Raw genomic sequence first — 19,566 nt, 5'->3', positions numbered from 1 at the left:
TCCTCAGTTGCTCGCGTCCACTGTGTTAGTTCTGAGGCAACGACCGTTGCCGGCTTTGAGCAGAACACATAACTACAGAGTGTGCTTGTTCGCTCGAAACCATTAGGGTTTCGGTGGTCATAGCGTGAGGGAAACGCCCGGTTACATTCCGAACCCGGAAGCTAAGCCTCACAGCGCCGATGGTACTGCAGGGGGGACCCTGTGGGAGAGTAGGACGCCGCCGAACAATCTTTGGAGGACCCCTGGTCCCAGCGTTCAGCTGGGACCAGGGGTCCTTTTGTTTTTACAATGCTTGCGGTACCGAAGACAGGAGTCACCATGTCCACCAACTCTCCCGACGACCGACCGGAGCGCGACCAGCGGCGACGGGACAGTGGTGACCGCGGCGACCGCGGTGGCTACCGCCGCGACAACGACCGCCGTGGCAGCGACCGTCGTGATGACCGGGGTGGTTACGGCCGCCGCGACGACAACCGGGGTGGTGGCTACTCCGGCGATCGCGAGCGTGGTGGCTTCCGTCGTGACGATCGCCGTGATGACCGTCGTGACGATCGTCGTGGTGGTTTCGGTGAGCGTGGTGACCGGGGTGGTTTTGGCGGTCGTAGGGATGACCGTCGTGAGGGGGACCGGGGTGCGCGTCCGGCGTTCCAGCGGGACGACCGGGATCGTGGGCCGCGTCGTGACGACCGCCGTGACGACCGGGGCGGGTTCCGTCGGGACGACCGTGGCGGCGACCGTCCGGCCTTCCGCCGTGACGACGACCGCGGTGGCTACGGACGCCGCGACGACCGCCGTGACGACCGACGCGGTGACGACCGACGCGGCTACGGCCGCCGCGACGACAACCGGGGTGGTGGCTACTCCGGCGATCGCGAGCGTGGTGGCTTCCGTCGTGACGATCGCCGTGATGACCGTCGTGACGATCGTCGTGGTGGTTTCGGTGACCGTGGTGACCGTGGTGACCGGGGTGGTTTTGGCGGTCGTAGGGATGACCGTCGTGAGGGGGACCGGGGTGCGCGTCCGGCGTTCCAGCGGGACGACCGGGATCGTGGGCCGCGTCGTGACGACCGCCGTGACGACCGGGGCGGGTTCCGTCGGGACGACCGTGGCGGCGACCGTCCGGCCTTCCGCCGTGACGACGACCGCGGTGGCTACGGACGCCGCGACGACCGCCGTGACGACCGACGCGGTGACGACCGGCGCGGTGACGAGCGTGGCGGTTTCCGTCGGGACGACAACCGTGGCGAGCGCGGTGAGCGCGGCGGGTTCCGGGGCCGGGACGACCGCGGTGGTCGTGGGCCCCGTCGGGACGACCGCGGTGGCCGGCCCGGTGGCTTCCGCCGTGATGACCGCCGTGACGACCGGGGCGGCTACGGACGCCGTGACGACAACCGCGGCGGCGGCCGCTTCCGTGACGAGCGGGAGCGTGACCGGGACCGGGAGCCGATCAAGCGGCTGCCCATCCCGGAGGACGTCACCGGCGACGAGATCGACAAGGACGTGCGGCAGGAGCTCCTGAGCCTGCCCAAGACGCTCGCCGAGGACGTCGCCAGGAACCTGGTGATGGTCGCCCGGCTCATCGACGAGGACCCCGAGGGCGCCTACGGCTACTCCAGGGTGGCCCTGCGCCTGGCGTCCCGCGTGGCCGCCGTACGCGAGGCCGCCGGGTTCGCCGCGTACGCGAACCAGAAGTACAGCGAGGCCCTGGCCGAGTTCCGGGCCGCCCGGCGGATGACCGGCACCGTGGAGCTGTGGCCGGTGATGGCCGACTGCGAGCGTGGGCTCGGGCGGCCGGAGAAGGCGCTGGACATGGCCGGTGCCCCCGAGGTGCACAAGCTGGACAAGGCCGGTCAGGTCGAGATGCGCCTGGTCGCGGCCGGTGCCCGGCGTGACATGGACCAGCTGGACGCGGCCATCGTGACCCTCCAGAGCCCCGAGCTGGCCTCCAACTCGGTGCAGCCGTGGACCGCCCGGCTGCGCTACGCCTACGCCGACGCCCTGCTGGCCGCCGGCCGGGACGGCGAGGCGCGCGAGTGGTTCGCCAAGGCCGTCGAGGCCGACCGGGACGGCAGCACCGACGCCTCGGACCGGCTCGCCGAGCTGGACGGCGTGGAGTTCGTCGACGCCCTGGACGAGAGCGACGGCGAGGCTGCGAAGGCCTCGGAGTCCGAGGAGAACCATGGTGGCGAGGACGGCGACGAGATTGCCGACGAAGCCGCTGACAAGGACTGACGTCCGTCACTGAAAAGAGGGCAGGCCCCAGCGGGGGTCTGCCCTCTTTCGCGTTGCCGCCGGCTCAGGTCCCCAGCGCCCGCAGGACCAGCCCTGTCGCCGGCTTCGGGCCGAAGGACGTCGACTTGCGCGGCATGGTGACACCCTGGCGGGCCAGGTCCCGTACGACCTCCTCGCGGACGGGGTGCATCAGGACGGCCGTACCGCCGTCGCGCTCCGCCTTGGCGACCGTCGCGGCCGTGTCGTGGATGTACGCGATGTCGGCGGGGGAGTCCTCGGGGATGTGCCAGACGTGCTCGAGGAGCGTGGCGTGCAGGACGGTGGCGTCCAGGGAGCGCCAGGCGGCCGGGCGGTCGGCCGGGATCGTGCGGGCCAGCAGATCCGGGTCCGGGTGGTCGAGCAGGTGGAAGGCGCCGTCGCCGGCCAGCAGGAAGGCGTTGCCGGTGCAGGTCGCGTCCGCGAGCACGTCGAGGGCCTCGGCCAGCGGCGCGTCGAGCCGCCGTACCCGGAACAGGCCCTCCACGGCGGCCAGCGCGTCCGCGACCGGCAGACCGTGCAGCAGGCGGTGGATGGCGCGGACGCGCAGCGGGTAGCGGGCGGTGTCGACGAGGAGGACCAGGCCGTAGTCCCAGGGGCTGGGGGAGGGCTGCTCCGCGCGGAGCAGCCGGTAGGTGGCCCAGCGGTGGTGGCCGTCGGCGATCAGGGCCTGGTGCCGGGAGAGGTCGTTCTGGACCAGGGTCAGCTCGGCGGGGTCGGTGAGCGACCACAGGCGGTGGTGGAAGCCGTCCTCGGTGGTCGTGGAGAGCAGCGGGGGCCGCTCCGCCGTGCGCTCGACGACCTCGGCGGTCGTCCCGTTGCCGCGGTAGGTCAGCAGGAGCGGTTCCAGGTTCGCGCGCGTGGCGCGCATCAGGTCCGCGCGGTCGGCGACGACGGGCGGCATGACGTCCTCGTGCGGCAGCACCACGCCCTCGGCCGGCTCCGAGATCCGCAGCGCGCCGATGACACCGCGCTGGAGCATGCCGTCGCCGTCTCTCTGCTCGTAGACGTACAGGCCGGGTTCCGGATCCATGGTGAGGATGCCCTCGGCGAGCCAGCGGCGCAGGGTCTCGGCCGCCTGCGCGGTGCGGGCACTCGGGGTGCCGGCCTCGGGCAGGATCAGCCGGACGATGTTGTGCGGGTCGGCGGACTGGAGGTGGTGCACCCCGTCGGGGCGGACGACGACGTCGTACGGCGGGGACGTGACGGAGGCGAGGCTGCCGACCCGTTCGGGGTCGTAGCGAAGGCCTCGGAACGGCGTGAGTTCCAGGCCTCGGTGCGCCTTTGCTTCCGAGTGACCTGCGGTATTCATCCCGGCATCGTACGTGTGTCAGTGGCGTGCGGGATGATCGGGGGAAAGGCGAGCGAACGAGGAGCGATGTGGAATGAGCCAGGCGGTCAGGACGAGGCCCGAGGGCAGTGGGCAGCCCCTGAGCGAGGCGTACGACACGGCGCTGCTCGATCTGGACGGGGTGGTGTACGCGGGTGGGCAGGCGATCGCGTACGCCGTCGACTCGCTGGCGGTGGCGCGCACGGGCGGGATGCATCTGGCGTACGTCACGAACAACGCGCTGCGCACGCCGGACACGGTGGCGGAGCACCTCACGGAGCTGGGCATACCGACGGGGGCGGACGATGTCATCACGTCCGCGCAGGCCGTGGCGCGGCTGATCAGCGAGCAGGTGCCGGCGGGGGCGCGGGTGCTGGTGATCGGCGGTGACGGGTTGCGGGTGGCGCTGCGCGAGCGGGGGCTGACCCCGGTGGAGTCGGCGGAGGACGATCCGGCGGCAGTGGTGCAGGGCTTCGGCGGGCCGGATCTGACCTGGGGGCGGTTCGCGGAGGCGTCGTACGCGGTCGCGCGCGGGGTGCCGTGGTTCGCGTCCAACACGGATCTGACGATCCCGAGCGGGCGGGGCATCGCGCCGGGCAACGGGGCAGCGGTGGAGGTCGTACGGATCGCGACGGGCAAGGAGCCGCAGGTGGCGGGCAAGCCGCTGCCGCCGATGCACAAGGAGACGATCATCCGTACCGGCGCGCGGCGGCCGCTGGTCGTCGGGGACCGGCTGGACACGGACATCGAGGGCGCGTTCAACGGCGCGGTGGACTCGCTGCTGGTGCTGACCGGTGTCACCGACGGGGCCCGGCTGCTGGCCGCGCCGCCGCAGCACCGGCCGACGTACGTGGACGCCGATCTGCGCGGGCTGCTCACCGGGCAGCCGGAGGTCGCGGCGGCGGGCGAGGGCTTTCGCTGCGGCGGCTGGACGGCGACGGCCGGGGCGGACCGGCTGGAGCTGGAGGGCGACGGCGAGGCGCTGGACGGGCTGCGGGCGCTGTGCGCGGCGGCCTGGACGGCGGCCGGGGAGGGCTCCTGCGAGCTGGACGGGGGGAAGGCGCTGGCGCGGCTCGGGTTGTGAGGGGCCCCGGGGATCGAGATCGGGAGCGAGGGTAGGCTAACCTAACCTCGTGTTGGTCGACAGTCCTCCGGAACAGCGCGCGGAGACCGCCCCCGCGCCCCCAAGTCGCAAGGCGGTCCGGGCCCTTGGGCTCCTGCTCTCCGTCGCGGTCCTGGTGCTCGTCGCTCTGGCGAGCATCGCGATCGGGGCCAAAGCACTGTCGCCGGACCAGGTCTGGCACGGCCTGTTCCACGACACGGGCTCGTACGGCGATGTCGTCGTGGACGAGCGGGTCTCGCGCACGGTGCTCGGGCTGCTCGCCGGGGCCGCGCTCGGTCTGTCCGGTGCCGTGCTGCAGGCGCTCACCCGCAATCCGCTGGCCGATCCCGGTCTGCTCGGGATCAACGCGGGTGCCTCCGCGGCCGTCGTCACCGCCATCACCTATCTCGGCGTCACCAGCCTCACCGGGTATGTGTGGTTCGCCTTCCTCGGCGCGGCGGCGGTCGGGGCGCTGGTGTGGTTCCTCGGCGGCAGCCGGGGCGCCACCCCGGTCCGCCTGGCCCTCGCCGGTACGGCCATCAGCGCGGCCCTCTACGGCTATCTCCAGGCCGTGATGATCACCGACGGCGCGGCGCTGGGCAGGATGCGCTTCTGGACGGTGGGTTCGCTGGCCTCGGCCACGAACTCGACCATCCTGCAGGTACTGCCGTTCCTCGCGGCCGGCACCCTGCTGGCGCTCGGGCTGGCCCGGCCGCTGAACGCCGTGGCCATGGGTGACGACACCGCCCGCGCCCTCGGCGCCCACCTGGGCCGCACCCGAGGGCTCGCCATGCTGGCCGCCACCGTGCTGTGCGGTGCCGCGACCGCCGCCTGCGGTCCGATCGTCTTCGTCGGCCTGATGGTGCCGCACGTCGTGCGCTCGTTCACCGGTCCCGACCTGCGCTGGATCCTGCCGTACGCCACGGTCCTGTCGCCCGTGCTGCTGCTCGGCGCCGACGTGATCGGCCGGGTCGTGGCCCGTCCCTCGGAACTCCAGGTCGGCATCGTCACCGCGCTCATCGGCGGACCGGTCTTCATCTTTCTCGTACGACGGCGGAGGACGGCCCAGCTGTGAAGACCCCAACCGTGAACCGGGCCGCCGACATGAACCGGACCGTCCGCGCGAACCGGGCCCTGCGCACGCCCGGCGGGCTCTCCCTGCGCCTGGACCCGCGGGCCGTGCTCGTCGTCGTACTCCTGCTGGTGGCCGCCGGTGCCGCGGGCGTGCTGCTGATCGGTACCGGCGACGCGAAGATCCCGGCGGCCGACGTGCTCAGGACCCTCGCCGGGAACGGCACGGCGTACCAGGACTTCATCGTCAACGAGCTGCGGCTGCCGCGCGTCCTGGTCGGCCTGCTGGTCGGCGCCTCGCTCGGCCTCGGCGGCGCCCTCTTCCAGTCCGTCTCCCGCAATCCCCTCGGCAGCCCCGACGTGCTCGGCCTCTCGCAGGGCTCCACGGCCGGCGCGCTGATCGTCATCGTGCTGATGTCCGGCACCGCCGCCCAGGTCACCCTCGGCGCACTGATCGGCGGTCTGGCGACCGGATGCGCCATCCATCTGCTCGCCTGGAAGCAGGGCGTGCACGGATACCGGCTGGTCCTGGTCGGTATCGGAATCTCCGCGATCGCCACGGCCGTCAACGGCTATCTGCTCACCAAGGCCGACATGGTGGACGCGGCCCGCGCGATCGTGTGGATGACCGGCTCCCTCAACGGCCGTGACTGGGACCAGGTCTGGCCGTTGCTCGCCCTGTGCGCCGTTCTCGTACCCGTGGTCCTCGTGGGCGCGCGCGGCCTGCGGATGATGGAGATGGGCGACGATGTCGCCAACGCCCTCGGGGTGCGCGTGCAGCGCGTCCGGCTGGTGCTGATGGTCTCCAGCGTGCTGCTCACCGCCGCCGCCACGGCCGCCGCGGGACCCGTCGCCTTCGTCGCGCTCACCGCGCCGCAGCTCGCCCGGCGCCTGACCCGCTCGCCGGGCCCGAACCTCGTGCCCTCCCTCTGCATGGGCGCCGCCCTGCTGGTCGCCGCCGACTGGGCCTCGCAGCGCGCCTTCGGCGCCGACCAGCTGCCCGTCGGCGTGGTCACCGGCGTCCTCGGCGGCGGCTATCTGCTGTGGCTGCTGGTCACCGAGCGCAGGGCGGGCCGGATATGAGCGCCATCCACACGAACACCCCGAGGAGCACTGTGAACCGCCTGTCCGCCGAGAAGGTCACCCTCGCCTACGAACAGCGCGTCATCGCCGAGCAGTTGTCGGTGGAGATCCCCGACAACTCCTTCACGGTGATCGTCGGCCCGAACGCGTGCGGCAAGTCGACGCTGCTGCGGGCGCTGTCGCGGATGCTCAAGCCCAGTGCGGGCCGGGTACTGCTGGACGGGCAGGTCATCCAGTCGATGCCGGCGAAGAAGGTGGCCCGTACCCTCGGCCTGCTGCCGCAGTCGTCCATCGCGCCCGACGGCATCACCGTCGCCGACCTCGTCGGCCGCGGCCGCTACCCGCACCAGGGGCTGCTGCGCCAGTGGTCCACGCAGGACGAGCGGGTCGTCCAGGAGTCCATGCGGCAGACCGGGGTCGCCGAGCTGGCCGACCGGTACGTCGACGAGCTGTCCGGCGGGCAGCGCCAGCGGGTGTGGATCGCCATGGCGCTGGCCCAGCAGACTCCGCTGCTGTTGCTGGACGAGCCGACCACCTACCTCGACATCCAGCACCAGATCGACGTCCTCGACCTGTGCGCCGAGCTGCACGAGTCCCAGGGCCGCACCCTCGTCGCCGTCCTGCACGACCTCAACCACGCGGCCCGCTACGCCACCCATCTGATCGCGCTGCGCGGCGGCACGGTCGTCGCCGAGGGCGCCCCGAACGACATCGTCACGGCCGAACTGGTCGAGGAGGTCTTCGGGCTGCGCTGCCAGATCATCGACGACCCCGAGACGGGTACCCCGCTGGTCGTGCCGGCGGCCCGCAAGGTCAGGGCCGCGGCGGTGTCCTGAGGACGGTCACAGCAGCTTTCTGAGCCGGAACAGGTCCAGCAGGCTCGCCTCCAGCCGCACCCGGCCGGTGCCCCAGGCGGTCGCGAAGTTCAGCTCGCCGCCCACCAGGTCCACCAGGTCGTCCCCGGCCATGGCGAGCCTGATCTGCGCCTTCTCGTGCGGCGGCCCGGGGCGGGTGTCGTCCACCTCGATCCGGCCGCCGGTCAGCCGGCCGACGAAGGTGACGTCCAGGTCCGTGATGTGGCAGCTCACCGACCGGTCCAGGGCGGCGGCCGCCCGGACGTCGCCGTCGGCGCCCTGCATGTTGTCCGAAAGCTTTTCCAGTGCGGCGCGGCACGCCTCGATCGTGGCCATCGCCCCCGACGGTATACCAGCGGTTCGGGGTAGCGTCGGGGCATGAGCGACTCGGTTCCGGAGACGGAGATCCCGGCGGACGCGCCGGAGGCGGAGGACGTGGCACAGGGGTACGACCCCGCCGCGCCCGCCCCGCTGGACGTCCCGCGCACCCCCACCGGCAACGCCGAGGTCGACGCCCAGCTCGACCGGCTGGCCGACACCGACCACCTCGCCACCGACGGACACGTCGAGGTGTACGAGGATGTACATCGGGGGCTGCGCGACGCGCTCACCGCGCTCGACGCCCGCCCGGGACCTCCGGCGCCCCCACGGTCGTAGGCAAGAACAGACAAAGCAGGAGCTGAACCGAACGTGGCAGGAGTCGCACGCCGTCGTCTGGACGCGGAGCTGGTCCGCCGGAAGCTGGCGCGCTCGCGCGAGCACGCCAGCCAGCTGATCGCCGCCGGGCGGGTCACCGTCGGCAGGACCGTGGCGACCAAGCCGGCCACGCAGGTGGAGACGGCCGTGGCGATCGTCGTGCAGAGCGACGACAGCGACCCCGACTACGTCTCCCGGGGCGGCCACAAGCTCGCGGGCGCGCTGGCGGCCTTCGGGCCGCGGGGGCTCGTGGTCGAGGGCCGGCGCGCGCTGGACGCCGGCGCGTCCACCGGCGGCTTCACCGACGTCCTGCTACGCGCGGGTGCCGCGCACGTCGTCGCCGTGGACGTCGGGTACGGACAGCTCGCCTGGTCGCTCCAGAGCGATGAACGCGTCACCGTCAAGGACCGTACGAACGTAAGGGAGTTGACGCTCGAGGCGATCGATGGGGAAGCTGTGGATCTTGTCGTGGGCGATCTGTCCTTCATCCCGCTCGGGCTGGTGCTGCCGGCCCTCAAGCGGTGCGTGAAGCCGGACGCCGACCTCGTGATGATGGTCAAGCCGCAGTTCGAAGTGGGGAAGGAACGCCTCGGCAGCGGGGGTGTCGTACGGAGTCCGCAGCTGCGGGCGGAGGCCGTGCGCGGGGTGGCCGAGAAGGCCTGGGAGCTGGGACTCGGGGTGCGTGGTGTCACCGCGAGTCCGCTGCCCGGTCCCTCGGGCAATGTCGAGTACTTTCTCTGGCTGCGGTCCGGCGCCCCCCGCCTGGACCCGGCCGACGTCGACCGTGCAGTGGCGGAGGGGCCGCGTTGACACAGAACCTGGCGCGTACTGTTTTCCTGCTCGCCCACACCGGGCGGCCCGCGGCGATCCGCAGTGCGGAACTCGTCGTCAAGGGCCTGCTCCGGCATGACATCGGGGTGCGGGTGCTGGAGGAGGAGGCGTGCGACCTGCCGCTCCCCGAAGAGGTGGAGCTGGTCAAGGAGGCGACACCGGACTGCCTCGACGGGTGCGAGCTGCTGATCGTCCTCGGCGGTGACGGCACGCTGCTGCGGGGCGCCGAGTTCGCCCGGGCGTCCGGCGTGCCGATGCTCGGCGTCAACCTCGGGCGGGTGGGATTCCTCGCCGAGGCCGAGCGGGACGACCTCGATCGGGTGGTCGACCGGGTGGTGGCGCGGTCGTACGAGGTCGAGGAGCGGATGACGGTCGACGTCGTCGTGCACCGCAACGGGGACATCGTGCACACCGACTGGGCGCTGAACGAGGCGGCCGTGCAGAAGGCCGGCGCCGAGAAGCTGCTCGAGGTCGTGCTGGAGATCGACGGGCGGCCGGTGACGGGGTTCGGGTGCGACGGTGTCGTGCTGTCGACCCCGACGGGGTCCACTGCGTACGCCTTCTCCGCCGGTGGGCCCGTGGTGTGGCCCGAGGTGGAGGCGCTGCTGATGGTGCCGATCAGTGCGCACGCGCTGTTCGCCAAGCCGCTCGTGACCTCGCCGGACTCCGTGCTCGCGGTGGAGGTGCTGCCGCACATCCCGCCGGGCGTGCTGTGGTGCGACGGACGCCGGACCGTCGAGCTGCCGCCCGGGGCGCGGGTGGAGGTGCGGCGGGGGGCGGTGCCGGTGCGGCTGGCCCGGTTGCACCATTCGTCGTTCACGGACCGGTTGGTCGCGAAGTTCGCGCTGCCGACCACGGGATGGCGAGGGGCTCCGCACCACTCGACGGAGTGAGAGGGGCGGCCTGTGTGCACTCCCCGCCCCGGACCTCGTATGGTCTGTTCCGTGTTGGAGGAGATGCGGATACGGTCGCTCGGCGTCATCGACGATGCCGTCGTCGAGTTGTCGCCGGGGTTCACCGCGGTCACCGGTGAGACGGGTGCGGGCAAGACCATGGTGGTCACCAGCCTGGGACTGCTGCTCGGTGGCCGGGCGGATCCGGCGCTCGTGCGGATCGGTGCCGGGAAGGCGGTCGTGGAGGGGCGGATCACCGTCCCCGCGGGCGCGCCCGTCGTCGTACGTGCCGAGGAGGCCGGTGCCGAGCTGGACGACGGGGCGCTCCTGATCAGTCGTACCGTCTCCGCCGAGGGCCGCTCACGCGCGCACGTGGGCGGCCGCAGCGTGCCCGTCGGGCTGCTCGCCGACCTGGCCGACGAACTGGTGGCCGTGCACGGGCAGACCGACCAGCAGGGCCTGCTGAAGCTGACCCGGCAGCGGCAGGCCCTGGACCGGTACGCGGGCGACGCCGTCGCCGTACCGCTGGCGAAGTACGCCGAGGCCTACCGGCGCCTGCGGGCGGTCTCCGTCGAGCTGGAGGAGATCACCACGCGCGCGCGTGAGCGGGCGCAGGAGGCCGACATGCTGCGCTACGGCCTCGACGAGATCGCCGGGGTCGAGCCGCGGGCCGGCGAGGACGTCGAGCTGGCCGAGGAGGCCGAGCGGCTGGGGCACGCCGAGGCGCTGTCGTCCGCCGCGACGGCCGCGCACGCCGCTCTCGCGGGCAACCCCGAGGACCCCGAGGGGATCGACGCCTCGACGCTCGTGGCGGGCGCCCACCGGGCCCTGGAGGCCGTCAGGTCCCACGACCCGGCGCTGGCCGCGATGGCGGACCGGATCGGGGAGATCGGGATCCTGCTCGGTGACGTCGCCGGCGAACTGGCGGGGTACGCCGACGATCTCGACGCCGATCCGCTGCGGCTGGCGGCGGTGGAGGAGCGCAGGGCCGCGCTGACGGCGTTGACGCGCAAGTACGGCGACGGCGTCGACGCCGTACTGGCGTGGGCCGAGCGGAGCGCCGCCCGGCTGACCGAACTGGACGGCGACGACGAGCGGATCGGGGAGCTGACCGCCGAGCGGGACGCGCTCCGCACCGAACTGGGCGGCCTCGCCCAGGCGTTGACGGACGCCCGCACGGACGCCGCCGAACGGTTCGCCGCCGCCGTGACCGCCGAGCTGGCCTCGCTGGCTATGCCCCACGCGCGCGTGTCCTTCGACATCCGGCAGACCGAGGACCCGGAGGGCGTCGAGGTCGGCGGGCGCACGGTCGCCTACGGCCCGTCGGGCGCGGACGAGGTCGAGCTGCTGCTCGCCCCGCACCCCGGCGCCCCGCCGCGGCCCATCGCCAAGGGTGCCTCCGGCGGTGAGCTCTCCCGTGTGATGCTCGCCGTCGAGGTCGTCTTCGCGGGCACCGACCCCGTGCCGACGTACCTCTTCGACGAGGTCGACGCCGGTGTCGGCGGCAAGGCCGCGGTCGAGATCGGGCGGCGCCTGGCGAAGCTCGCGAAGACCGCGCAGGTCGTCGTGGTCACCCACCTGCCCCAGGTCGCCGCCTTCGCCGACCGGCAGTTGCTGGTCGAGAAGACCAACGACGGCTCCGTCACCCGGTCCGGCGTGAAGGTCCTGGAGGGGGAGGAGCGGGTCCGGGAGCTGTCCCGGATGCTGGCCGGCCAGGAGGACTCCGAGACGGCCCGCGCCCACGCCGAGGAACTGCTGGCGACGGCCCGGGCGGACGCGTGAGCGGCCGGACGGGCACCCGCGCCGCCCTGGCCGGCTCCTTCGCGCTCGCCGCCGCCGTCACCCGCGCCGGCACGGCCGCCCTGCGCCTGGGCGCACCGGGCACGCGCGCGCGTTGGGAGCGCGAGAACTACGCCGGACGGACCGTCGAGCTGTACGCCGGGCCCGCCTCCGCCGTCGGCACGGCGCTCGCCGCCGCCCGTGTGCACCCGGCCGCCGGGGTCGCCGTACTCGCCGCCGGCGCCTGCGGGGCCCACGACGATGTCGCCGGTCACCTCTCCGGGGACACCCGGCGCGGCTTCCGCGCGCACCTGGGCGCACTGCGGAACGGCGAGGTCACCAGCGGGGCCGTGAAGCTGTTCGGGATCTCGGCCGCCGGGCTGGCCGCCGGCGCGCTGCTGAAGCAGCGGGCGCTGGACAGGCTGCTCGCCGGGATCGTGATCGCCGGTACGGCGCACTTCGTCAATCTCGTCGACGTACGGCCCGGGCGGGCCGCCGGCACGGTGCTCGCGCTCGGTGCGCCCGGACTGCTGAGCACCGGGCCCGGGGCCGAGTTGTCGGCCGCCGCGATGGGTGCCGCCGCTGCCGTGCTCCCGGACGACCTGGGGGAGCGCGCGATGCTCGGCGACACGGGGGCGCACGCCCTCGGCGCCACGCTGGGTGCGGCCATCGTGGCGGGCAACCGGCGCGCGGGACTGCTCGCGCACGCCATCGCGGTCGTGGCCGCCGCGGCGTACGGCGACCGGGTGACCGCGGCGGCGCGCTCGCTGTGACCGTCCGACCTCGCCGGACGGGGGCGCGCGACGTTCGTCCGCGCCGGGGATTCCTTCACCCGTGTGGGTGACGTGCGCCGGCGCATTGCCCCGGCCCACCGCGGTGTGCGCCCGTCCGGGTTTCCCGCAACGGCCCCGCGTCCTGGCATGCTTGGCGGAGAACGCGGGCGGGCGGCGGCCCGGACCGGTCCGCGCGGGAGGCGCGCGGGGTATGTCCTTCCGCTCCCTTGCGCCCGCTACTTTCTGTACGTTTCCTCGTGACCGCCCACGTCGAACCAGGAGCCCCGGCCACGTGAGCCCCCTGAGCAGCAACGCGCCGCACGGCCAGTCGACGCTGCGCACCGTGCAGGTGCTGGGCGGAGGCAACGCCGGCAGCAGCGTCCATGTGCGCTCCCTGGCCGAGGGGCTCGTGGCGCGGGGCGTGCGGGTCACCGTGTGCGCCCCCGTCGAGGCCGATCGCGCCTACGACTTCACCGGCGCCGGTGCCGAGCACGTGCACGTGCCGCGCAGCAGCGACCCGGTCTCCGTGGCCGCGCTCCGGGCGGCCTGCTCGGGCGCCGACCTGGTGCACGCACACGGACTGCACGCCTCCTTCCGCACCGTGCTCGCGCTCAGCGGCCGGCGCACCCCGCTCGTGGTCACCTGGCACGACCGGGCCCGCGCGGAAGGCCCGCGATCCCATCTGCTGAAGGTGCTGGAGCGGCGCGTGGTCCGTACGGCGACCGTGGTCCTCGGAACCAGTTCCGACCTGGTGGACCGGGCCCGGCGGACCGGGGCGCGGGACGCCCGGCTGGCCGCCGTCGGCCTGCCCGGACAGCGCACGCCCGTCGACCGCGACGACCCCGACCGGCTGCGGGCCAAGATCCGCGCCGAACTCGGCGCCGGCTCGGGCCCGTTGCTCATCGCCGTCGGCTCCCTCGACCGCCACCGCGGCTACGACGTCCTGCTCGACGCCGCCCGCGCCTGGCGGGACCTGGACCCCGCGCCGCTGGTCGTGATCGCCGGGGAGGGGCCGCTGCGCCCGCACCTGGCGCGACGGATCGAGGACGAGGAGCTGCCCGTGCGGCTCATCGGCCGCCGCGAGGACGTGCCCGAACTGCTCGCCGCCGCCGATCTGGCGCTCCTGACGAGCAGTTGGGAGTCCCGCTCGGTCCTCGCCCAGGAGGCGCTGTACGCGCGCGTGCCCCTCGTCGCGACCCGGGTCGGCGGCATCCCCGACCTCGTCGGCGACGCGGCCGCCCTCGTCCCGTACGGCGACGCGGAGGCGCTCGCCGACACCGTCGTACGCCTCCTCGCGGACCCCGAGCGCTGCCAGGAGCTGCGCGAGGCGGGGGTGCGGCAGACCGCGGGCTGGCCGACCGAGGACGAGACGGTCGCCCAAGTGCTCAGCGTCTACGACGAGTTGACCCAGCCCCGGCCGCTCGCCTGAGCCTGCGAGGCCTCAGCTGACATGGCGGCGGGCCCGCAGCGCGAGGCTCAACGCCAGTACGGTCTGCGGGTCGTCGAGGTCGGTGCCCAGCAACTCCCCGATGCGGGCGAGGCGGTTGTAGAGGGTCTGCCGGTTCAGATGCAGTTCGCGGGCCGTCTCCGCCTTGCGGCCTGCGTGCGCCAGATACGTCTCCAGGGTCGGCAGCAGCGGCGGCCTGGAGCGGCGGTCGTGGTCGCGCAGCGGGCCGATCGCGCGGTCCACGAAGGCGGCGAGGTCCGGGTGGTCGCGCAGCCGCCACAGCAGCAGGTCGATGTCCAGGCGCCGGGCGTCGTACCAGGGCCGGTCGGTCAGGCCCTGCGCGGCCGTCGCCGTCTCCGCCGCGTGCCGCAGGCCCGCCGAGGCGGCCGCCCAGCCGCCCGCCGCGGCGACGACCACGACCGGCGGCGGCGAGCCCGGCCGCCGCATCCCGGCCCGCTCCACCCCCGCCCTGAGGGCCGCCGCCACCCGGTCCGCGACCGCGGCCCGCTCCGGCTCCGCGCGCAGGCCCAGCAGCACCAGCACCCGGCCCTCCACCGGCCGCACACCCAGCAGCACCGGCACCCCCACCGCCGCCAGCTCCTCGGACACCGCCCGCGCCAGCACCGCCCAACCCCCGCCCGGGGAAAGGGAGTCGCCGATCCGCATCACCACGGGCAGCAGCGGGCTCTCGCCGGGCTTGAAGCCGAGGACCCGGGCCTGCGCCGGGGCGTCCTGCGCCGAGATCCGGCCCTCGGCGAGATCGGTGAGGAAGTCACCGCGCCCGCGCGCCGCCAGCTCCTCCTCCTGCCGGGCCTGCATCAGCACCACGGCCACGATGCCCGCGGCCCGCTCGGCGGCCATCCGGTGCACCGGAGCCAGCGGTGAGCACACCGGCAGCAGCACCAGGCGGGCGCGGACGGAGCCCGCCGTCCCCGCTCCGCCGCCGGGCACGTCCACCAGCACCGAACCGGCGGGCGGCGGCGCGTCCTTGTGCGGTCCGCGCAGCCCCTCCCACACCTGGAGCGGATCCGCGCCCTCGGGCCCCTCCCCGGCGGCGTACAGCAGCCGGCCGTCGGCCGTCTCCAGGAAGACGGGGTTGCCGCCGAAGCCGGCCAGGATGCCCAGCACCTGCGGCACCCCGCCACCGGCCAGCAGCGCCTCGGTACAGCGCCGGTGCACCTCCTCGGCCCGCTGGAGCAGCGCGTAGTGGCCGTTGACGATCTCGGTGTGGATCTCCTCGGTCACCGTCACGAACGGCACCTCGCGATGCAGCTGGACCAGCGGCAGCCCGGCGGCGCGGGCGGTGTCCACCAGGGCGGCGGGCAGCCGTGTGAAACGCGGGCCCAGCTCCACCACCAGGGCGGCGATCCCGCGCTCGGCGAGGGTGCGCACGAACGCCCGCTGCTCGGCGGGGCGGGTGCCGAGGCCGTAGCCCGTGGTGAGGAGCAGCTCGCCGCCCTTGAGCAGCGAGGCGATGTTCGGCACCTCGCCCGCGTGCACCCAGCGCACCGTGCGCCCCAGCCGGTCGGCGCCCGCCAGGATCTCGGGCAGTCCGCTGCGCAGGCCGGGCAGCTCCAGGGCCCGCTGCACGGTGATCCCGGCGCCCTGGGTGTCGAGTCGGTGGTCGGTGCGGCTGTCCATGCAGCGGACGCTACCTGCGCGAACGCCCTTCGGGACAGCTTCGGGACGGCTTCGGGTCACACCGGTTCGACGGTGTGACCGAAGCGGAAGACGTTGTCCGGGTCGTAGTGCCGCTTCACCTTCGCCAGCCGCAGCAGGTTCCCGGCGCCGAGGCCCGCCCGCAGCCGCTCGGGGCCCTCGTCGCCGACGAGGCCGAGGCAGACCGCACCGGTGCTCCAGGGCCGTACGTCGGCGCACGCGTCCCGCACCCAGGCGGTCGCAGGCGCGTCGCCGGCCGGGCCCGCCCAGCCGGCGCACGGGTGCAGCAGCCAGGACGCGTCCCGGTACGGCACCGGGTAGGTGTGCGGGCCGGTGGCGATCGCGCCGCCGAGCGGGACGAGCGCGAGCCGGTACGCGCCCGGCACCGGCAGGTTCGCGGCGCGGGCGCAGAAGGCGTCCACCGCGGCGTCGGGCAGAGCGTCCAGGCACTCTGCCGACCAGTGGGCGCGCACGCCCCACGGCAGGCACGGCAGGGCGCCCGGCTCCGCCTCGTGCGGCAGCGCGAGCAGCGGCCCGGCGAGCTCCCGCAGGCCGCTCTCGCCGCCCGCGTACGTCAGCAGGGCACAGCACCGCGGCCCGGACCGCGCCTGCGCGTCGGTCAGGCACAGCACGGCGCCGCCCACCTCGTCCGGACCGGTACGGATGATCTCGCGAAAGGCGCGGACCACGTCCGGGCCGTCCCGCGGCGGGTACCGCAGCAGCGCGACCGCGTACCGCGGCAGTTCGTGCACCTCCAGCGTGAGCGCCGTCGCCACGCCGAAACCGCCGCCCCCGCCGTGCAGCGCCCAGAACAGCTCCGGGTTGTCGTCGGCGCTCGCGTGCACCCGCTCGGCGTCGGCGGTCACCAGCTCCACCGCGATGAGGTCGTCGACGGCCAGGCCGAAGGCGCGGTCCAGGCGGCCGGTACCGCCGCCGAGGACGAAGCCGGCGACTCCCGCACCCGGGACATGGCACCCCGTGGCCACGAGACCGTAGGGCCGGCTCGCCCGGTCCAGGTCGCTCGTCGTGGCCCCGCCCCCGACCCGGACCGCCTCGTCCGCCGGATCGACGGTGACCGTGCGCATCCGGCCCAGGTCCACCAGCAGCGCCCCGTCGGCCGAGCCGCCCGCCAGGCCGTGCCCGCCGCCGCGCACCGCGATGTGCAGGTCCAGGTCGCGCGCGAAGCGCACCGCCCGGACGACGTCGGCCACGTCCGCGCACCGCGCGATCACGGCCGGGCGTCGGTCGATCCGTGCGTTGGAGACGGCCCGTGCCCCGTCGTAACCGGGATCCCCCGGGGCGAACACGTCGCCCGCCAGATCCTCGCGCAGCACGGCCAGGGCCGCCCGCGCCTTCGAGAGGGAAGCCATGGCCGGCCGCCCCCTTCCCGGAAAGGGGAATCGTGCGGTTTCAGCCTAGGCGGGCCCGGTCACCCGGTCGCGTCAACCCCCGTACGCCCCCGAAGCCGTCAACCGCAGTGCCGTGTCGATCAGCGGCACGTGGCTGAAGGCCTGCGGGAAGTTGCCGACCTGGCGTTGCAGGCGCGGGTCCCACTCCTCGGCGAGCAGACCGAGGTCGTTGCGCAGCGCGAGGAGCTTCTCGAACAGCTTGCGGGCCTCGTCGACGCGGCCGATCATCGCCAGGTCGTCGGCCATCCAGAACGAGCAGGCCAGGAAGGCGCCCTCGTCGCCCGGCAGGCCGTCGACGCCCTCGTCGCCGCCCGAGGTCGGGTAGCGCAGGATGAACCCGTCCGGGGTGGACAGCTCGCGCTGGATCGCCTCGATCGTGCCGATCACCCGCTTGTCGTCCGGCGGCAGGAAGCCCATCTGCGGGATCAGCAGCAGCGAGGCGTCCAGCTCCTGGGAGCCGTAGGACTGCGTGAACGTGTTGCGCTCCTTGTCGTAGCCCTTCTCGCACACGTCCCGGTGGATGTCGTCGCGCAGTTCCTTCCAGCGCTCCAGCGGGCCGTCCGCGTCGCCGGACTCGATCAGCTTGATCGTGCGGTCGACGGCGACCCAGGCCATCACCTTGGAGTGCACGAAGTGCCGGCGCGGGCCGCGCACCTCCCAGATGCCCTCGTCCGGCTCCTGCCAGTGGTCCTCCAGATAGCGGATGAGCTTCAGCTGGAGCAGCGAGGCGTAGTCGTTGCGGGCCAGGCCCGTCATGTGGGCCAGGTGCAGGGCCTCGGTGACCTCGCCGTACACGTCCAGCTGGAGCTGGTGCGCCGCGCCGTTGCCGACCCGGACCGGGGCGGACTTCTCGTAGCCCGGCAGCCAGTCCAGCTCGGCCTCGCCCAGCTCGCGCTCACCGGCGATGCCGTACATGATCTGCAGGTTCTCCGGGTCGCCCGCGACCGCGCGCAGCAGCCACTCGCGCCAGGCGCGGGCCTCCTCGCGGTAGCCGGTGCGCAGCAGCGACGACAGGGTGATCGCGGCGTCGCGCAGCCAGGTGTAGCGGTAGTCCCAGTTGCGCACGCCGCCGATGTCCTCGGGCAGGGAGGTCGTCGGGGCCGCGACGATGCCGCCGGTCGGGGCGTACGTCAGCGCCTTCAGGGTGATCAGCGAGCGGATCACCGCTTCGCGGTACGGCCCGTGGTACGTACAGTGGTCCACCCACTCGTGCCAGAACTCCTCCGTCGCCTCCAGCGAGGCCTCCGGCTCCGGCAGCGGCGGCGGCTCCCGGTGCGAGGGCTGCCACGAGATGGTGAAGGCGATCCGGTCACCGGGGGCGACCGTGAAGTCGGCGTACGTCGTCAGCGACTTTCCGTAGGTCTCCGCCTCGGTGTCGAACCACACCGAGTCCGGGCCCGCGACGGCCACCGTACGGCCCTCGTTCTTGTGCACCCAGGGCACCACCCGGCCGTAGGAGAACCGCATGCGCAGGGCGGAGCGCATCGGCACCCGGCCGGTGACGCCCTCGACGATCCGGATCAGCTGCGGCGCGCCGTCACGCGGCGGCATGAAGTCCGTCACGCGCACGGTGCCGCGCGGGGTGTCCCACTCGGACTCCAGGATCAGCGAGTCGCCCCGGTAGCTCCGCCGGGCGGCGACCGGCGGCGTCGCGTCGGCCGCGTGCGCCGGGCCGAGCCGCCAGACGCCGTGCTCCTCGGTGCCCAGCAGGCCGGCGAAGACGGCATGCGAGTCGAAGCGGGGCAGGCACAGCCAGTCCACCGTGCCGTCCCGGCAGACCAGAGCCGCGGTCTGCATGTCTCCGATGAGTGCGTAGTCTTCGATGCGCCCGGCCACGTGCAACTCCAGTCGAACGGCCACGTCACGCCCCCGCGCAGGGGGCTGTCGCTGATGCGGTCAAGGGGTCGTTGTTGTGCGTCGTTGAGCGGTGAAGCAAAGCAGCCCGCCGAGCCCTGAGGCAAAACGACAGTCCTTGCTCAACGAACTGCCGCGCGCTCGTTGTTCCGGGGGTTATCGGCGGGGGTGTGCCGTCGTTCCGGCCTGGCTCGGCAGCGAATGTCCGAGCAGGATACGACGCACCCAGATGATCTGCGTGCCGCTCCGGGCAACCCGTGTGGGCCGAACGAGTGAGCAGCGGGTGATGACGATGTGACCGGCGCGTTTTTGTGGTGACACGTGGGGCGGCCGTGACGGAGACCTGTGGACGGGCCCCGTGCGGCGGGCCGGTTCGTGTCCGCGCGGGTGCGGAGCGTGGCCGGAAGCCATCTCCTCCGGGCGCTGATACCCTGGTAGCCCGTGGACCGGTGGGACCCGAAGGAAGACAGCCGGGGTCCCCCGAACCGCAGCGGCGGCGCCCCCACCCGGAAGCACA

The 19,566-nt window shown here is 73.6% G+C and carries 17 protein-coding genes and 1 rRNA gene; 13 read left to right on the top strand and 5 right to left on the bottom strand.

Annotated features, from left to right (window positions below; genetic code table 11):
• Positions 1-109: 109 nt before the first annotated feature.
• The 3 genes from rrf to BIV23_RS51130 all read left to right on the top strand — a co-directional run bounded on the left by rrf (position 110) and on the right by BIV23_RS51130 (position 2,232).
• A 5S ribosomal RNA gene (rrf, locus tag BIV23_RS20450) occupies positions 110-226 on the top strand.
• 195 nt (positions 227-421) lie between these two features.
• A complete protein-coding gene (locus BIV23_RS51135) occupies positions 422-1,519 on the top strand; it encodes a hypothetical protein (protein WP_218161872.1) in 1,098 nt (365 codons plus the stop codon).
• On the top strand, positions 1,456-2,232 hold the full coding sequence (locus tag BIV23_RS51130; protein WP_218161871.1) for a hypothetical protein: 777 nt from the start codon (positions 1,456-1,458) through the stop codon (positions 2,230-2,232). Before BIV23_RS51135 ends, BIV23_RS51130 begins: the two co-directional genes overlap by 64 nt.
• Before the next feature lie 64 nt (positions 2,233-2,296).
• On the opposite strand, the gene BIV23_RS20435 is transcribed toward BIV23_RS51130, so the two are convergent.
• On the bottom strand, positions 2,297-3,580 hold the full coding sequence (locus tag BIV23_RS20435; protein ID WP_071382339.1) for a DUF1015 domain-containing protein: 1,284 nt from the start codon (positions 3,578-3,580) through the stop codon (positions 2,297-2,299).
• Between the two features lie 73 nt (positions 3,581-3,653).
• Between BIV23_RS20435 and BIV23_RS20430 the strand changes: the two genes are divergently transcribed.
• Genes BIV23_RS20430 through BIV23_RS20415 form a run of 4 tightly spaced genes read left to right on the top strand, consistent with a single transcriptional unit; the run spans position 3,654 to position 7,690 of the window.
• A complete protein-coding gene (locus BIV23_RS20430; protein WP_071382338.1) occupies positions 3,654-4,682 on the top strand; it encodes an HAD hydrolase-like protein in 1,029 nt (342 codons plus the stop codon).
• A gap of 49 nt (positions 4,683-4,731) precedes the next feature.
• Positions 4,732-5,775 carry a FecCD family ABC transporter permease gene (locus BIV23_RS20425; protein ID WP_071382337.1) on the top strand — a complete coding sequence of 348 codons (1,044 nt, stop codon included), beginning with the start codon at positions 4,732-4,734 and terminating at the stop codon, positions 5,773-5,775.
• Between the two features lie 29 nt (positions 5,776-5,804).
• Positions 5,805-6,854, top strand: coding sequence for a FecCD family ABC transporter permease (locus BIV23_RS20420; RefSeq protein ID WP_071382352.1), 1,050 nt, complete (start codon positions 5,805-5,807; stop codon positions 6,852-6,854).
• On the top strand, positions 6,851-7,690 hold the full coding sequence (locus tag BIV23_RS20415; RefSeq protein WP_177239971.1) for an ABC transporter ATP-binding protein: 840 nt from the start codon (positions 6,851-6,853) through the stop codon (positions 7,688-7,690). Before BIV23_RS20420 ends, BIV23_RS20415 begins: the two co-directional genes overlap by 4 nt.
• A 6-nt stretch (positions 7,691-7,696) precedes the next feature.
• On the opposite strand, the gene BIV23_RS20410 is transcribed toward BIV23_RS20415, so the two are convergent.
• Positions 7,697-8,044 (bottom strand): SCP2 sterol-binding domain-containing protein, encoded by a 348-nt coding sequence (locus BIV23_RS20410; RefSeq protein ID WP_071382335.1) that lies wholly within the window; start codon positions 8,042-8,044, stop codon positions 7,697-7,699.
• 42 nt (positions 8,045-8,086) lie between these two features.
• Here BIV23_RS20410 and BIV23_RS20405 point away from each other — a divergent pair, with 42 nt between their 5' ends.
• From BIV23_RS20405 to BIV23_RS20380, 6 genes are all read left to right on the top strand, one after another.
• A complete protein-coding gene (locus BIV23_RS20405) occupies positions 8,087-8,365 on the top strand; it encodes a hypothetical protein (protein ID WP_071382334.1) in 279 nt (92 codons plus the stop codon).
• A gap of 33 nt (positions 8,366-8,398) precedes the next feature.
• Positions 8,399-9,214, top strand: a complete 816-nt coding sequence (locus tag BIV23_RS20400; RefSeq protein ID WP_071382333.1) for a TlyA family RNA methyltransferase — start codon at positions 8,399-8,401, stop codon at positions 9,212-9,214.
• The gene (locus BIV23_RS20395; RefSeq protein ID WP_071382332.1) at positions 9,211-10,128 is read left to right on the top strand and encodes an NAD kinase; all 918 of its coding nucleotides are present in this window, start codon (positions 9,211-9,213) and stop codon (positions 10,126-10,128) included. Before BIV23_RS20400 ends, BIV23_RS20395 begins: the two co-directional genes overlap by 4 nt.
• A gap of 39 nt (positions 10,129-10,167) precedes the next feature.
• Positions 10,168-11,910 carry a DNA repair protein RecN gene (recN, locus tag BIV23_RS20390; protein ID WP_177239970.1) on the top strand — a complete coding sequence of 581 codons (1,743 nt, stop codon included), beginning with the start codon at positions 10,168-10,170 and terminating at the stop codon, positions 11,908-11,910.
• The gene (locus tag BIV23_RS20385) at positions 11,907-12,680 is read left to right on the top strand and encodes a hypothetical protein (RefSeq protein ID WP_245790584.1); all 774 of its coding nucleotides are present in this window, start codon (positions 11,907-11,909) and stop codon (positions 12,678-12,680) included. Before recN ends, BIV23_RS20385 begins: the two co-directional genes overlap by 4 nt.
• Positions 12,681-12,972: 292 nt before the next feature.
• A complete protein-coding gene (locus BIV23_RS20380; protein ID WP_071382331.1) occupies positions 12,973-14,109 on the top strand; it encodes a glycosyltransferase family 4 protein in 1,137 nt (378 codons plus the stop codon).
• A 12-nt stretch (positions 14,110-14,121) separates the two neighbouring features.
• Here BIV23_RS20380 and BIV23_RS20375 read toward each other — a convergent pair whose 3' ends face one another.
• From BIV23_RS20375 to BIV23_RS20365, 3 genes are all read right to left on the bottom strand, one after another.
• Positions 14,122-15,768 (bottom strand): PucR family transcriptional regulator, encoded by a 1,647-nt coding sequence (locus BIV23_RS20375; protein ID WP_071382330.1) that lies wholly within the window; start codon positions 15,766-15,768, stop codon positions 14,122-14,124.
• A gap of 56 nt (positions 15,769-15,824) precedes the next feature.
• A complete protein-coding gene (locus tag BIV23_RS20370) occupies positions 15,825-17,156 on the bottom strand; it encodes an FAD-binding oxidoreductase (protein ID WP_071382329.1) in 1,332 nt (443 codons plus the stop codon).
• 72 nt (positions 17,157-17,228) lie between these two features.
• Positions 17,229-19,031, bottom strand: a complete 1,803-nt coding sequence (locus tag BIV23_RS20365) for a glycoside hydrolase family 15 protein (protein ID WP_071382328.1) — start codon at positions 19,029-19,031, stop codon at positions 17,229-17,231.
• Positions 19,032-19,566: the final 535 nt, after the last annotated feature.

The organism is Streptomyces monashensis, assembly GCF_001866665.1.
GTDB classification, from domain to species: domain Bacteria; phylum Actinomycetota; class Actinomycetes; order Streptomycetales; family Streptomycetaceae; genus Streptomyces; species Streptomyces monashensis.
The sequence above is the reverse complement of the archived record's forward strand: the minus strand, read 5'-3'. Positions and strand labels throughout refer to the sequence as shown.

Coding starts and splice junctions, on each gene's coding strand:
- BIV23_RS20415 (WP_177239971.1), top strand. CDS start 6,851: ATGAGCGCCATCCACACGAACACCCCGAGGAGCACTGTGAACCGCCTG.
- BIV23_RS20435 (WP_071382339.1), bottom strand. CDS start 3,580: ATGAATACCGCAGGTCACTCGGAAGCAAAGGCGCACCGAGGCCTGGAA.
- recN (WP_177239970.1), top strand. CDS start 10,168: ATGGTCTGTTCCGTGTTGGAGGAGATGCGGATACGGTCGCTCGGCGTC.
- BIV23_RS20405 (WP_071382334.1), top strand. CDS start 8,087: ATGAGCGACTCGGTTCCGGAGACGGAGATCCCGGCGGACGCGCCGGAG.
- BIV23_RS20370 (WP_071382329.1), bottom strand. CDS start 17,156: ATGGCTTCCCTCTCGAAGGCGCGGGCGGCCCTGGCCGTGCTGCGCGAG.
- BIV23_RS20410 (WP_071382335.1), bottom strand. CDS start 8,044: ATGGCCACGATCGAGGCGTGCCGCGCCGCACTGGAAAAGCTTTCGGAC.
- BIV23_RS20430 (WP_071382338.1), top strand. CDS start 3,654: ATGAGCCAGGCGGTCAGGACGAGGCCCGAGGGCAGTGGGCAGCCCCTG.
- BIV23_RS20375 (WP_071382330.1), bottom strand. CDS start 15,768: ATGGACAGCCGCACCGACCACCGACTCGACACCCAGGGCGCCGGGATC.
- BIV23_RS20420 (WP_071382352.1), top strand. CDS start 5,805: ATGAACCGGACCGTCCGCGCGAACCGGGCCCTGCGCACGCCCGGCGGG.